12 protein-coding genes are annotated in these 13,874 nt (G+C 68.1%); 6 read left to right on the forward strand and 6 right to left on the reverse strand.

What is annotated here, in order from left to right; genetic code table 11:
- Nucleotides 1–3: 3 nt before the first annotated feature.
- On the reverse strand, nt 4–1,614 hold the full coding sequence (locus CAL29_RS29010) for a response regulator (protein ID WP_256977791.1): 1,611 nt from the start codon (nt 1,612–1,614) through the stop codon (nt 4–6).
- A 391-nt stretch (nt 1,615–2,005) separates the two neighbouring features.
- On the opposite strand from CAL29_RS29010, the gene CAL29_RS29015 reads away from it, so the two are divergent.
- Together CAL29_RS29015 and CAL29_RS29020 are read left to right on the forward strand one after the other, a co-directional pair.
- Nucleotides 2,006–3,886 (forward strand): glycoside hydrolase family 15 protein, encoded by a 1,881-nt coding sequence (locus tag CAL29_RS29015; protein WP_094856976.1) that lies wholly within the window; start codon nt 2,006–2,008, stop codon nt 3,884–3,886.
- 61 nt (nt 3,887–3,947) lie between these two features.
- Nucleotides 3,948–5,051, forward strand: a complete 1,104-nt coding sequence (locus CAL29_RS29020; protein ID WP_094856331.1) for a DNA topoisomerase IB — start codon at nt 3,948–3,950, stop codon at nt 5,049–5,051.
- 87 nt (nt 5,052–5,138) lie between these two features.
- Here the strand turns inward: CAL29_RS29020 and ppk2 are convergent, their stop codons facing one another.
- The 3 genes from ppk2 to CAL29_RS29035 all read right to left on the reverse strand — a co-directional run bounded on the left by ppk2 (nt 5,139) and on the right by CAL29_RS29035 (nt 8,335).
- On the reverse strand, nt 5,139–6,050 hold the full coding sequence (ppk2, locus tag CAL29_RS29025; protein WP_373559820.1) for a polyphosphate kinase 2: 912 nt from the start codon (nt 6,048–6,050) through the stop codon (nt 5,139–5,141).
- A 91-nt stretch (nt 6,051–6,141) separates the two neighbouring features.
- Nucleotides 6,142–7,695, reverse strand: coding sequence for an MDR family MFS transporter (locus CAL29_RS29030; RefSeq protein ID WP_094856332.1), 1,554 nt, complete (start codon nt 7,693–7,695; stop codon nt 6,142–6,144).
- Nucleotides 7,696–7,840: 145 nt separating this feature from the next.
- On the reverse strand, nt 7,841–8,335 hold the full coding sequence (locus CAL29_RS29035) for a MarR family transcriptional regulator (protein ID WP_094856333.1): 495 nt from the start codon (nt 8,333–8,335) through the stop codon (nt 7,841–7,843).
- 136 nt (nt 8,336–8,471) lie between these two features.
- Here CAL29_RS29035 and CAL29_RS29040 point away from each other — a divergent pair, with 136 nt between their 5' ends.
- Nucleotides 8,472–9,218 (forward strand): aldolase, encoded by a 747-nt coding sequence (locus CAL29_RS29040; protein ID WP_094856334.1) that lies wholly within the window; start codon nt 8,472–8,474, stop codon nt 9,216–9,218.
- Nucleotides 9,219–9,308: 90 nt separating this feature from the next.
- Here CAL29_RS29040 and CAL29_RS29045 read toward each other — a convergent pair whose 3' ends face one another.
- Nucleotides 9,309–10,100, reverse strand: coding sequence for a MetQ/NlpA family ABC transporter substrate-binding protein (locus tag CAL29_RS29045; RefSeq protein WP_094856335.1), 792 nt, complete (start codon nt 10,098–10,100; stop codon nt 9,309–9,311).
- Between the two features lie 245 nt (nt 10,101–10,345).
- Here CAL29_RS29045 and argB point away from each other — a divergent pair, with 245 nt between their 5' ends.
- The 3 genes from argB (at nt 10,346) to slmA (ending at nt 12,709) form a co-directional block, all read left to right on the forward strand.
- A complete protein-coding gene (gene argB / locus CAL29_RS29050; RefSeq protein WP_094856336.1) occupies nt 10,346–11,248 on the forward strand; it encodes an acetylglutamate kinase in 903 nt (300 codons plus the stop codon).
- Nucleotides 11,248–11,991, forward strand: a complete 744-nt coding sequence (locus tag CAL29_RS29055) for a pyrimidine 5'-nucleotidase (protein ID WP_094856337.1) — start codon at nt 11,248–11,250, stop codon at nt 11,989–11,991. The genes argB and CAL29_RS29055 overlap by 1 nt, the downstream gene beginning before the upstream one ends.
- 133 nt (nt 11,992–12,124) lie before the next feature.
- The gene (slmA, locus tag CAL29_RS29060) at nt 12,125–12,709 is read left to right on the forward strand and encodes a nucleoid occlusion factor SlmA (protein ID WP_094856338.1); all 585 of its coding nucleotides are present in this window, start codon (nt 12,125–12,127) and stop codon (nt 12,707–12,709) included.
- A 28-nt stretch (nt 12,710–12,737) separates the two neighbouring features.
- On the opposite strand, the gene CAL29_RS29065 is transcribed toward slmA, so the two are convergent.
- Nucleotides 12,738–13,790, reverse strand: coding sequence for a Bug family tripartite tricarboxylate transporter substrate binding protein (locus CAL29_RS29065; RefSeq protein ID WP_094856339.1), 1,053 nt, complete (start codon nt 13,788–13,790; stop codon nt 12,738–12,740).
- Nucleotides 13,791–13,874: the final 84 nt, after the last annotated feature.

Genomic DNA, 13,874 nt, shown 5'->3' on the forward strand with positions numbered 1-13,874 from the left:
CGCTCACGCGCGGCGCAAGGCCTGGCGCACCATCGCGGCCAGGTCGTCGATGTCGAAGGGCTTCTGCAGGATCAGCTCGCGCTGGAGCAGCTCGTCGCTGGCCTGGGCATCGACATAGCCGGTGGCCAGGATGATGGGCAGCTCGGGCCGCTCGGCGCGCACGCGCTCGATCACTTCCGCGCCGTTCATCCCCGGCATGATGAAGTCGACCATGAGCAGATCGGGCGGCCGCTCCTCGAGCAGGCGCAGGCCGCTTTCGCCGTCGGCCGCCTGGCGCACCTGGTAGCCCAAGGTCTGCAGGCACTCGACGATGAGGTTGCGCACGATGGGATCGTCGTCGATGACGAGTATGTCGCCGACCGCGCCGTCGGACGCTTCCTCCGTTGCATCGGCAGCCTCGGACGCGGCCTCCGCCGCCGGGTCGGCCTGCTCGTCGCGCGGCGCCACGCTGAGCCACAGCTCGACCACCGTGCCCTTGCCCAGTTCGCTTTCTATGCGGGCGGTGCCGCCGGACTGGCGGGCGATGCCGTAGACCTGGCTCAGGCCCAGGCCGGTCCCCTTGCCCACGGGCTTGGTCGTGAAGAAGGGATCGAACACTTTCGACAAGGCGGCGGGAGCGATGCCGCGGCCGGTGTCGGTGACGGCGATGACGACATAGTCGCCCTCGGTCAAGTCGGCATCGCCACGGCGCAGGGAAGTGGCCAGCGTGACCGTGCCGCCGGCCGGCATGGCGTCGCGCGCGTTGATGCCGAGGTTGAGCACCGCCAGCTCCAATTGGTTGGCGTCCGCGATGGCCTTGGGGATGGAAGGATCCAGGTGCGTGACGATCGTCACCGTCGGCCCCAGCGACAGGCCCAGCAGGTCGCGCATGCCGCTCAACAGGCCGTTGACGTCGGTGACGCGCAGGTCCATGGTCTGGCTGCGGGCGAAGGCGAGCAACTGGCTGGTCAGCCGCGCGCCGCGCGACACCGCCTGCCGCGCGTTGCCGGCGAGACGGCGTATGCGTTCGTCGTCGGTGGCGCGGTCGATCAGTTCGATGCTGCCCATGATGATGTTGAGCAGGTTGTTGAAGTCATGCGCGAGGCCGCCGGTCAACTGGCCGATGGACTCCATTTTCTGCGACTGCACCAGCGCGCTCTGCGTGCGTTCGCGGGCGCGCACCTCCTTCATGAGCCGGTCGTTGGCGCGCGCCAGGTCGTGCGTGCGCGCGGAGATGCGGCTTTCCAGGGTGTCGTTCAGGACGTGCAGCGCCTCTTCTATCTCCCCCTGCCGCGCCAGTTGCGCGCGCGCCTGGTACTGGCGCAGGCGCACGCGCAGCGCCGCTTCGATCGCCCGGCGCAGGACTTCGCCGCGCAAGGGGCGTTCGAGCAGGGTGACGTTGCCCAGGGCCTCGACGCCGGTGGGCGGACCGCTGGCGCCATTGAGCACGATGAAGGGAAAGTCGGACCATGACGGCTGGGCCCGCACCCATGCCGCCAGGCGGTCGCACTCGCGGGTGCCCAGGGATTGGGCCGCCACGAGGCCGCAGGCCGCGCCCTCCAGGCTGCCGAGAAAGGTCTCGAAATCGGCACACTCGCGCACGCGGTCGCCGTACTCGGCCAGTACGGCGCTCATCGCGCGCTTATCGCGACCCCGCGGCGCCAGGACCAGGATGGGATCGCGCTCGCCGGCGGCTGTCTCTCCAATTGACGGGACGGTTGTCGGACGGTTTTCCATGAGCGCATGTTCCTGATGGGAACGCTGTGGTGGATGACCCAGTCTATACAGACGATTCGCGCTTGGCCCTCGTACTTGTAACAACGAGCGAGCCACAAGCCGAGAATGTTACTCAGTCCGCCTTGCCGCTACGGGTGTTACGCCAGGTTGCACCGCGGCATGAGAATGCGCCCGCCCCATGCTAGTGTCGTGCGGCCGACGTTCACGCGGAAGTTCGCGCGGAAATTCGTGCGGACTTCCGCGCCACGACTCTCCTGATCGCCCTATGCCACGCCAACACGCCTCCTCCCTGTCCAAGCCCCTCGAAGACTATGGCCTGATCGGAAACATGCTGTCGGCCGCGCTGGTCGCGCGCGACGGCTCCATCGACTGGCTGTGCCTGCCTCACTTCAATTCGCCGGCCTGCTTCGCCGCCTTGCTCGGCGACGCCTCGAACGGCCGCTGGCAGATACGCCCGCGCGACCCGCACTGCCGCACCACGCGCCGCTACGTGCCCGGGACGGCGGTGCTGGAAACGGTCCATGAAACGGCGACCGGCAAGGTCACGGTGTTCGATTTCATGCCGCTGTCCGAAGACGAGCATCGGGTGGACGTGGTGCGCCTGATCCGCGGCGACGAAGGCCGCGTCGAGATGGACATGGAGCTGGTCCTGCGCTTCAACTACGGCCAGGCCGTGCCCTGGGTGCGCCGGCGCGACTACGGCCTGAGCGCGGTGGCCGGGCCGGACGCCGTGGAAATCCATACCCACGTGCCCATGAAGGGCGAGGACATGAAGACCACGTCGCGCTTCACGGTGCGCAAGGGCGAGACGCCGGCCTTCACCCTTTCCTATCATCCCTCGCACAAGCCGCCGCACTTCGTGCCCGACCGCGGCGAGAGCCTGGACCGCACCATCGCCTGGTGGCGCGAATGGTCCAAGCGCTGCCGCGGCGACGCGGAGCGCCACCCCGAGTGGCACGAGGCCATCGTGCGTTCGATGATCACGCTCAAGCTGCTGACCTTCCGTCCCACGGGCGGCATGGTGGCCGCGCCGACGACCTCGCTGCCGGAGCAACTGGGCGGCGAGCGCAACTGGGACTACCGCTATTGCTGGCTGCGCGATTCGGCCATGATCCTGTACGCCCTGCTCAACGGCGGCTACCGGGACGAGGCCGAGGCCTGGCGGCACTGGCTGATGCGCGCCACCTCCGGCCTGCCTGACCAGTTGCAGATCATGTACGGCGTCTCGGGCGAGCGGCATCTGCCGGAATTCGAGCTGCCCTGGCTGCCCGGCTACGAGAACAGCAGGCCCGTGCGCATCGGCAATGCCGCGTCCACGCAAATCCAGATGGACATCTACGGGGAAGTGATCGAGGCCCTGCATGCCGCGCGGGAAGCCGAACTGGCGCCGCTGGAACACGCCTGGCGCCTGCAGCGCGTGCTGCTGCAACCCTTGAAAAAGCATTGGAATACGCGCGACCACGGCATCTGGGAAGTCCGCGGCCCGCGCCGCGCCTTCACTCATTCGCGCGTGATGTGCTGGGTGGCGTTCGACCGCGCCATCAAGTCGGTCGAGCGTTTCAATCTGGAGCTGCAAGGCTCCAAGGAAGAGCTGATCGCCCTGCGCGACCAGATCCACGAAGATATCTGCCGCCACGGCTTCGATCCCAAGCTCAACAGCTTCGTGCAGTCCTATGGCGGCAAGGCGCTGGACGCCAGCCTGCTGATGATTCCGCAGGTGGGTTTCCTGCCCATCGACGACCCGCGCGTCGCGGGCACCATCAAGGCCATCGAGCAGCGCCTGCTGCGCGACGACGGCCTGGTCTACCGCTACGACACGCGGGAGACCGACGACGGGCTGCCCGACGGCGAAGGCGTGTTCCTGGCCTGCAGCTTCTGGCTCGCCGACGCCTACGTGATGCAGGGCCGCATGGACGACGCGCGCGAGCTGTACAACCGGCTGCTGGGCTTGCGCAACGACCTGGGACTGCTGGCGGAGGAATACGAGCCCGTCAGCAAGCGATTGATCGGCAACTTCCCGCAGGGCTTTTCGCATATCGGGCTCATCAACACGGGCTACAACCTGATGAAGGCGGCCTCGGGCCCGGCGCAGCAGCGCGCCCACAGCTCGGCGCCGCACAACGGCGACGCCCCGCACAACGGGCCGGCCGCGGACGTGCCGCACGTATAAAAGGGGCCGGCCGCGGACGGGCACGCGGTTTGCATGGCGACGGCTTCTTGCCGGAGCCGCCATGTTGCAAGCCGCCACCCCTACCCCCGCCCCCCAGGCCCGCAGCGCCCCCCGCGCGCGGCAGGTCGTGGCCGTCACCGGCGTCGTGTGCACGCCCGCCAAGGAGTGCAAGGCGGCCGGCCTGGTGTATGTGGACGACAGCACGCCCGGCGTCACGCGCCGGCTCGTGCGCAGCCGTTTCCAGTATTTCGCGGCCGACGGCACGCGCATCCGCGATGCGGAAACCATCAAGCGCATCGATGCGCTGGCGATTCCGCCGGCCTACGTCGACGTCTGGATCTGCCCCAAGGCCAACGGCCACATCCAGGCGACCGGGCGCGACGCGCGCGGCCGCAAGCAATACCGCTATCACGATGCCTGGCACGAACTACGCGGCGCCGACAAGTACGGCCAGCTACCCGAATTCGCCGGCGCACTGCCGCGCATCCGCCGCCAGGTGCGGCGCGACATGGCCCGTGCGGGACTGACGCAGGAGAAGCTGGCGGCGGTGGTGGTGCGCCTGCTGGAGACCACGCTGGTGCGCATCGGCACCCCCGCCTACGCGCGCGCCAACGGGTCCTATGGGCTGACGACGCTGAAGCGGCGGCACATTACGGTGGCGGGCGGCCGCATCCGCCTGCGCTTTCGCGGCAAGAGCGGCGTGGAGCACGACCTGACCGTGACGGACCGCCGCATCGCGGCCGTGGTCAAGCGCTGCATGGAGATTCCGGGCCAGGAGCTGTTCCGCTACCTGGACGACGAAGGCCAGCCTCGCGGCGTGGATTCGGGCAGCGTCAACGATTACCTGCGCGAGGCCGGGCGCGCCGACTTCACGGCCAAGCACTATCGCACCTGGGCCGGCTCCGTGCTGGCGCTGGCCTTGCTGCGCCGGCGTCCCTGGGAAAGCGAGACGCAGGCCAAGCGCACGGTCGTGGAGGTGGTGAAGGAGGTGGCGCGCCGGCTGGGTAACACGCCGGCGGTATGCCGCGAGTGCTACATCCACCCGCGCGTGCTGGAGACCTACCTGGCCGGCGAGCTGCGGGCCGGGGGCCCCGCGCCCGCCAGCCCCAGGGGCCTGAACGCGGACGAAAGACGCCTGCTGGCCTTCCTGAAAGCGCAGGCCTGAGGCGCCGGGGAGCGGGAAGCCGGCCAGGGGCGCGCCATGCCGCCGGCGCGCCCGGCCCCTGCCCGACCTTCTGTCCCGGCAAGCCGGTCAGTACTTCTCCGGCACCATCATGTTGTCCGGCACCGGGTGGCGCGCGTAGTCTTCGTGACGCTCGCGCTGGGGCAGCACCACCACCGGCGGCTCGGTATCGACGTAAGGCATCTGTTGCAGCAGGTGGTCGATGCAGTTCAGGCGCGCGCGCTTCTTGTCCACGGCCTGCACCACCCACCACGGCGCCTCGGGGATGTGCGTGCGCTCCAGCATGATTTCCTTGGCGCGGGTGTAGTCTTCCCAGCGGCGCCGCGACTCCAGGTCCATCGGGCTGAGCTTCCATTGCTTGAGCGGGTCGTGGATGCGGCCCAGGAAGCGGATGTTCTGCTCGTCGTCGGTAATGGAGAACCAGTACTTGATCAACTGGATGCCGGAGCGGACCAGCATTTTCTCGAACTCGGGCACGGAGCGGAAGAATTCCTCGTATTGCTCGTCGGTGCAGAAGCCCATCACGCGCTCGACGCCCGCGCGGTTGTACCAGCTACGGTCGAACAGGACCATCTCGCCGGCGGCCGGCAGGTGCGAGACGTAGCGCTGGAAATACCACTGGGTGCGTTCGCGGTCGTTGGGCGCCGGCAGGGCGGCGACGCGGCAGACGCGCGGGTTCAGGCGCTGGGTGATGCGCTTGATCACGCCGCCCTTGCCGGCGGCGTCGCGGCCTTCGAACACGATGACCACCTTGTGCCCGGTGGCGACCACCCAGTTCTGCAGCTTGACCAGCTCGCCTTGCAGGCGCAGCAGTTCGCGGAAGTAGCGGCGGCGCCAGGCGCGTTCCTCGTCGTCCGGCTCGGGGCGGCCCTCCAGTTCCTCGAACGTGCGGTCCTCCAGTTCGAGCTCCAGTTCTTCGTCGTAATGGTCGGCCAGGTCGCGGTGCAGGCGACGCAGCAGGTCGTGATCGATGGGGGACACGTGAGGCTCCAGAAGCTTCGGAAATAAGTCGCCCCATCGTATGACGCGCCCGTGGCAGAAATATGACGAGGGGGGCCCGCCCCGGCCGCGGTCAGTCGGCGGCGACGTGCATTTCCTCGGCGGAGGGCGGGGCGGCCTTTTTGTTGGCGCGCAGGAAGATCAGGCAGGGGATGGCCGCCAGGGTCATCCACAGCATCAGCCGGAAGTCGTCCAGGTAGCTGACGAAAGCCGCCTGGTTGTCGATCACGGCGTTGAGCCCGGCCATGCCGGCCTGGCCTTGCAGGTTGAAGACCTGGGACAAGGCGTCCGGATGCTGCATCAGGCTCTCGGCCGAGACCAGCGTCGCCAGGGAGGCGTGCATGGTCGAGGTGTTGCGCACGAACAGGCTTTGCATGGCCGAAATGCCGATGCTGCTGCCGATATTGCGCGACAGGCTGTAGATCGCCGTGCCGTCCGGGCGCAGGCCGCGGTCCAGGGTGGCGAAGGTCATGGTGGTCAGCGGCACGGAGATGAAGCCCAGCCCCAGGCCCTGGATGAAGCCCGGAATGGCGATCCCCCATGCCGTGACCTGCGGGCTGTAGCCCGCCATCTGCCACAGGGACACCGCCGTCAGCCCGAAGCCCAGCGCGAGGATCAGCCGCCCGTCCACCCGGCCCACCAGGCGCCCGGCGAACAGCATGGACACCATGGTGCCGGCGCCGCTGGGCGCCGTGACCAGGCCGGTGGTGACCACCGGATAGCCGAGGACGTTCTGCAGCATGGGCGGCAACAGCGCGCGGGTCGCGTAAAGCAGCAGGCCGATCAGGAAGTAGAAGACCAGGCCCATGGCGAAATTGCGGTCGCGCAGCAGGTCCACCTTGAAGAAGGAATCGCGGCCGGCGGTGGCGGTGTGCAGCAGGAAGAAGGTGAAGGCGACGAAGGCGGCGATGGCGTAGGTGCGGATCTCTATCGCGTCGAACCAGTCGACCTGCTCGCCGCGGTCCAGCAGCAGTTGCAGCAGCCCGATCGACAAGGCCAGCGTGGCGAAGCCGAAGACGTCGAAACGCCGCGCGCCCTCGCCCGGCGCTTCCTCATGGATGAAGCGGTAGACGCCGTAGAACGACAGCACGCCCACCGGCAGGTTGATCAGGAACACCCAGCGCCAGTTCATGTTGTCGGTCAGCCACCCGCCCAGGGTGGGGCCGAGGATGGGGCCCAGCATCACGCCCATGCCCCACACCGCCATGGCGCGGCCATGGTCCTTGGGCTCGTTGATGTCCAGCATCACGGCCTGCGACAAGGGCACCAGCGCGGCGCCGAACGCCCCTTGCAGCAACCGCGCGGCCACGATCTCCAGCATATTGCCGGCCGCGCCGCAAGCCAGCGACATGATGGTGAAGCCGGCGATGGACACCAGGAACACCCGCTTGCGGCCGTAGCGGCCGTTCAGCCAGCCGGTCACCGGCGTGGCGATCGCCGCCGCCACGATGTACGAGGTCAGCACCCAGGTGATCTGGTCCTGCGACGCCGACAGCCCGCCCGCCATGTGCGGCAGCGCCACGTTGGCGATGGTGCTGTCCAGCGTCTGCATGATGGTGGCCAGCATGATCGACACCGTGATCATCAAACGATGCGGAACGGCGGAGGCTTGCGATGCGGTTTGCATGGAAATTGATAACGGCTTGATAGCTGCCCGATAACGGCTTGATGACTACCCGATGACTACCTGATAACCACACTAATAACTACAGTTACTACTTCGATAAAAAAAAGCGCTGGCGCCCCGCGGCGCGCCCGGCCGGCGGCGGCCGTCAATCGAAGCGGAGCAGGAGCTTGCGCAGCAAGCGCTCCAGCTCATCGAGCTCCGCCGGCTCGAAGGTCTCGAACATCTCCCTCAACTGCCCGCGCCGGCGCGGGATGTTCTCCGTGACGAAATCCATGCCCTTGGGCGTCAGTTGCAGGAACACCTGGCGCCGGTCCTCTTCGCTGCCGATGCGCTCGACGAAGCCCTGGCGCTCCAGTTCCTTGGCGACCCGCGTGCTGTTGGTGCGGGAGGAATTCATGAAGACGCTCAGTTCCGACGGCTTGAGCCGGTGGCCTTCGGCCGCGTAGATCACCACCAGGGAGGTCCACAGCGTCGAATTCAGCCCGTGCGCCCGCAGCGGCGCGTCCATGTAGTCGCCCATGCTGGCGGCGAGGTGCAGGACCAGCCGGCTGAGCACCGACTCGTGCATCGGCTGGTTCGAGGACAGGCGCCGCGCCAGGTCGCGCATGGCCTGCTCGAAGGGCTCGAAGGAAGACGTCATGGAAAGGGCCGGCCGGGTCGCGCGCGGCGCAAACTAGTAACGGAAGTTATTATATCGCCGGCAAGCTTTCATTGCCCTGTGATTGGAGGTTAAATGGGCGGCTACGCGGCAAGGCCGCTCCCCTCCTCCGTGGATCATGGATATTCTGTCTCGCGATTTCGTCGCCCACCCGCTCGACACCCTGGCCCTGCGCGCCGACCTGGCGCTGGCATTGCGCGCGGCCGCGCACCACGGCCTGGAAGAAGGCGTCTGCAACCACTTCAGCGTGCTGATTCCGGACGGTTCCGACCGCTTCCTCATCAATCCGCGCGGCTTGCACTGGAGCGAAATCGACGCCGACGACATCGTCATGGTCGACGGCGACGGCAAGCGCCTGGCGGGCCGCCACGAGGTCGAGACCACCGCCATGTTCATCCACGCGGCCGTGCACCGCATCGCCGGCAAAGCCTGTGTGCTGCATACCCACATGCCCTACGCGACGGCGCTGACGTTGACGTCGCGGCGCATGCTGGACACGACGCTGTCGCAATCGGCCATGCGCTTCCATGGCCGCGTCGCCACCGACGGCAAGTACAACGGGCTGGCGCTGAGCCCGGCCGAGGGCGAGCGCATCGCGCGCGCGATGAACGGCGCCGACATCGCGTTCCTGGGCAACCACGGCGTGGTGGTCTGCGGCGAGCGCATCGACTACGCCTACGAGGACCTGTATTTCGTCGAGCGCGCGTGCGAGGCCGAGGTGCTGGCCCGCTCCACCGGCCTGCCGCTGGAGCCGGTCGCGCCCGAGATGGCGCAGTTCGTGGCGGACCAGACCGCCGGCGAACGCCTGCAATCGACCCTGTTCTTCGAGGCGCTGCGCCGCATGCTGCCGCCGCCGCGCCGCTGAGGCCGGCCGCGGCCCGGCCGGACGCCGATCGATTCGGCGCCCAGCCGGCTGCCGGCTATGCAGTAGCAGGATCGCGCCGCCGTCCCGCCGTCAGAACGCCGGGACGATCGCGCCCTTGTACTTGTCCTGGATGAACTTCTTCACCTCGGGGGTGTGCAGCGCCTGCACCAGCTTGGCCAGCGCGGGCGAGTCCCGGTTGTCCTCGCGCGCGACGATCAGGTTGGCGTAGGGAGAATCGGCCCCCTCGATGAACAGCGCGTCGTGCGTGGGCACCAGGCCGGCCTGCAGCGCGTAATTGGTATTGATCAGCGCCAGGTCCACGTCGTCCAGCGAACGCGGCAGCATGGCCGCCTCCAGTTCGCGGAACTTCAGGTGCTTGGGATTATCGGCCACGTCCAGCGCGGTCGCCTGGATGTTGGACGGGTCCTTGAGGGTGATCAGGCCCTGCCTGGCCAACAGCAGCAGCGCGCGGCCGCTGTTGGAGGGATCGTTGGGAATGGCCACGGTGGCGCCGTCCTTCAGGTCGGCGATCTTCCCGATCTTGCGGGAATAGGCGCCGAAGGGCTCGACGTGGACGGCGGCCACGGCCACCAGGTGCGTCCCGCGGTCCTTGTTGAAGGTATCCAGATAAGGCTTGTGCTGGAAGAAGTTGGCGTCGACCTGCTTGTCCACGGTTTGCAGGTTGGGCTGGACGTAGTCGCTGAACACCTTGATGTCCAGGTCGACGCCTTCGCGCGCCAGCGTCGGTTTGACGAATTCCAGGATTTCGGCGTGCGGGACCTGGGTGGCCGCGATCACCAGTTTTTCCGCCGCCGGCGCCGTGCCGGCCAGCAGCAGCGCGCCCGCCAGGGCGGCGGCCGCGCGCAGGGTGGTCTTGAACATGAGTTGTTTCCTCCTGGATGTGATGCCGGCGCAAGGCCGCGAGGCGCGGCGCCGGTGGGCGCCATGCGTCGTCGCGCGGCGCGCCGCGAGGGCCGAATCTACATGAAGCGGACTTATTTGTATCCCATATTCACATGGCCCGCCGGCATAAGCCCCGGTGGGTACTACAATCGCGCTTGCGCTTAGCCGCCGGGCCCGGGCCCCCTTTCCTTACCTCCCTTTTATTCCCAGGGTAACGCACCGCCATGACCGACATCCAAGATCCTGCCGCCTCCTTGACGCCCGCAGTCAAGGCCAGTGTTTTGTCCGAGGCCCTGCCCTATATCCGACGATTCCACGGCAAGACCATCGTGGTGAAGTACGGCGGCAATGCCATGACCGAAGAGCGCCTGCAGCGCAGCTTCGCCCACGACGTCGTCCTGCTCAAGCTGGTCGGCCTGAATCCCGTGGTGGTGCACGGCGGCGGCCCGCAGATCGACGACGCGCTGCGCCGCATCGGCAAGCAGGGCACCTTCGTGCAGGGCATGCGCGTCACCGACGCCGAGACCATGGAAGTGGTCGAATGGGTGCTGGGCGGCCAGGTGCAGCAGGACATCGTGATGATGATCAACGAAGTCGGCGGCAAGGCCGTGGGCCTGACCGGCAAGGACGGCGGCCTGATCCGCGCCCGCAAGAAGCTGATGGACAACAAGGACAATCCCGCCGAGCCGCTGGACATCGGTTTCGTCGGCGACATCACCCAGGTCGATCCGGCGGTCGTCAAGGCGCTGCAGGACGACCAGTTCATCCCCGTCATCTCGCCCATCGGCTACGGCCAGGACGGCACCGCCTACAACATCAACGCCGACGTGGTCGCCGGCAAGATGGCCGAGGTGCTGGGCGCCGAGAAACTGCTGATGATGACCAACACCCCGGGCGTGCTGGACAAGAACGGCAAGCTGCTGCGCAGCCTGTCGGCGCGCGCCATCGACGAGCTGTTCGCCGACGGCACCATCTCGGGCGGCATGCTGCCCAAGATCTCGTCGTCGCTGGACGCGGCGCGCAGCGGCGTGAACTCGGTGCACATCGTCGACGGCCGCGTGCCCCACTGCCTGTTGCTGGAACTGCTGACCGACCAGGGCGTGGGCACCATGATCACGTCGCGCTGATGCTGGCGCACCGCTATCTGCTGCGGCCGGCGGCGCGCCTGCGGCGCTCGCGCCGCCTCAGCGCGGACGCCGGCCGGCGCCTCTGGCTGTTCGATCTCGACAATACGCTGCACAACACCTCGCACGCCATCTTCCCGCGCATCGACGCGGGCATGACGCGCGCGGTTGAGCACGCGCTCGGGGTGGATACCGACACCGCCAACGCGCTGCGCAAGGAATACTGGAAGCGCTACGGCGCCACGGTCATCGGGCTGGTGAAGCACCACGGCATCGACGCCGACGAATTCCTGCGGATGAGCCACGATTTCGACGTGCGGCCGCTGGTCCGCTCGGAAAGCGGCCTGGCGGCCAAGCTGCGCCGCCTGCCGGGCCGCAAGGTGCTGCTCACCAATGCGCCCTTTCACTACGCGCGCGCCGTGCTGCGGCACATGGGCGTGCTGCGCCAGTTCGAAAGCCTCTGGTCGATCGAGCACATGCGCTGGCACGGCGGTTTCCGTCCCAAGCCCTCGTCGGCGCTGCTGCGCCACGTGCTGGCGCGCGAAGGCGCGGCGCCGCGCGACACGGTGCTGGTGGAGGATACGCTGGCCAACCTGCGGGGCGCGCGCCGCGCGGGCCTGCGCACGGTGCACGTGTTCCACCCCGGCACGCCGTTCGCGAGCGGCCTGCGGCAAAGACCGGCCTATGTGGACTTGCGGGTAAACTCGGTCAGCGAGTTGCTGCTGAGCCGGCGCCCGCTGCGATAAAACGTACCTGCCGCGGGCGCTCCGCTCCCCGGCGCGCCGCGGCCGGATTCCGGCCGGCACGGGCCAACGGCCCGCAAGGCACGCGATCCGTCCACCAACCCTTTGAAAATCCGCGTCCGACGCGGCGACAGCCATGGCAAGCAGACCCGGCGAGAAAAAAACGCAGATCCTGCAAACGCTGGCCGAGATGCTGGAACAGCCGCACGCGGCGCGCATCACCACCGCCGCGCTGGCCGGCCGCATGCAGGTTTCGGAAGCGGCGCTGTATCGGCATTTCGCGAGCAAGGCCCAGATGTTCGAGGGCCTGATCGAATTCATCGAGACCACCATCTTCACGCTGGTCAACCAGATCAACGCCGCCGAGCCGCGCGGCGTGCAGCAGGCGCGCGGCATGATAGGCATGCTGCTGTCCTTTTCCGAGAAGAACAAGGGCATGACGCGCGTGCTCACGGGCGACGCCCTGGTCACCGAGGACAACCGCCTGCAGGAACGCATCAACCACATCAACGACCGCATCGAGGCCTCGATCAAGCAGGCCCTGCGCACCGCCGTGGAAGACGGCGGCCTGCCGGCGGACGCCGACGTCGCCGCCCACGCCAGCCTGCTCACCCATTTCGTGCTGGGCCGCTGGCTGCGCTACGCGCAGAGCGGCTGGCGCGTGCCGCCGACGGCCCATATGGAAGAACAACTGCGGCTGACGCTGGGCGCGGCCGCCTGAGGCCGCGCCCGCCGTATGTCGCGGGCCGCTACTGTTCCGGCTTGATGTTCGCCTTCTGGATCACCATGGTCCATTTGTCGATTTCCGCCTTGATTTCCTGTGCCGTGCCCTGCGGCGTGGCGTACTCGGCGATGACGCCCTGCTCCAGCATCTGCTTCTTCACCGCGTCGCTGGACAGCACCTTCTTCAAGGCGCCGTTGAGCTTGTCGACCACGGCCGGCGGCGTGCCGGCCGGCGCCAGGATCCCGAACATGGAACTGACCTCGAAACCTTGCAGGCCGGCCTCGGAGGCGGTGGGCAGGTCGGGCAGCGTGGGAATGCGCGTGGCCGACGCCGCCGCCAGCGGACGCAGGTTGCCGGCCTTGATCTGCGGCTGCGCGGCGGGCGCGGTCTCGATCATGGTCAGCACCTGGCCGCCCACCAGGTCGGTCATGGCGGGGCCGCTGCCCCGGTAGGGGACGTGCAGCATGTCGACCCCCGCCGCCACCTTGAACAGCTCGCCGGCCAGGTGCTGCGGCGAACCGTTGCCCGACGAGGCGAAGGTCAGTTGTCCCGGCTTGGACTTGGCCAGGGCGATGAGTTCCTGGAGATTCTTGGCCGGCACCTGGGGATTGACCACGAAGACCAGCGGCACCCGGCCCAGCATCGAGACCGGCGCGAAGCTCTTCTGCAGGTCGTAGGGCACCTTGCTGCCGTAGAGGGCGGCATTGATCGAATGGCTGGTCAGGGCGCCCATCAGCAGCGTATAGCCGTCCGGCGGCGCGGCCGCCACGGCCGCCGCCCCGATGTTGCCGGTGGCGCCCGCGCGGTTCTCCACCACCACCGACTGGTTCAGCTCCTGGCCCAGGGCCTGGGCGGCGACGCGGCCGATCACGTCGGTGGCGCCGCCCGGCGGATAAGGCACGATCAGGCGGATGGGCTTGTCCGGGTAAGCGGCCGCCTGGGCCGCCGGCGGCGCGGCAGCGGCCAGGACGCCGGCCAGCGCCAAGGCGCCGGCGAGGGCGGCGCGTCGGGTGGCCGAGGCCGGGGCGGCCCCGTCCGCCGTGAGAACGCGCAGGGATTGCACGCGGTTGGATCGCATGGTCTTGTCTCCGTTTTATGGCGGGCGCCGCGATGGCCCCGCATTTTTGAGCGACCATGATAGAAAGTTGGTGATACTATCGTC

It is taken from the genome of Bordetella genomosp. 10, assembly GCF_002261225.1.
Lineage (GTDB): Bacteria > Pseudomonadota > Gammaproteobacteria > Burkholderiales > Burkholderiaceae_B > Bordetella_C.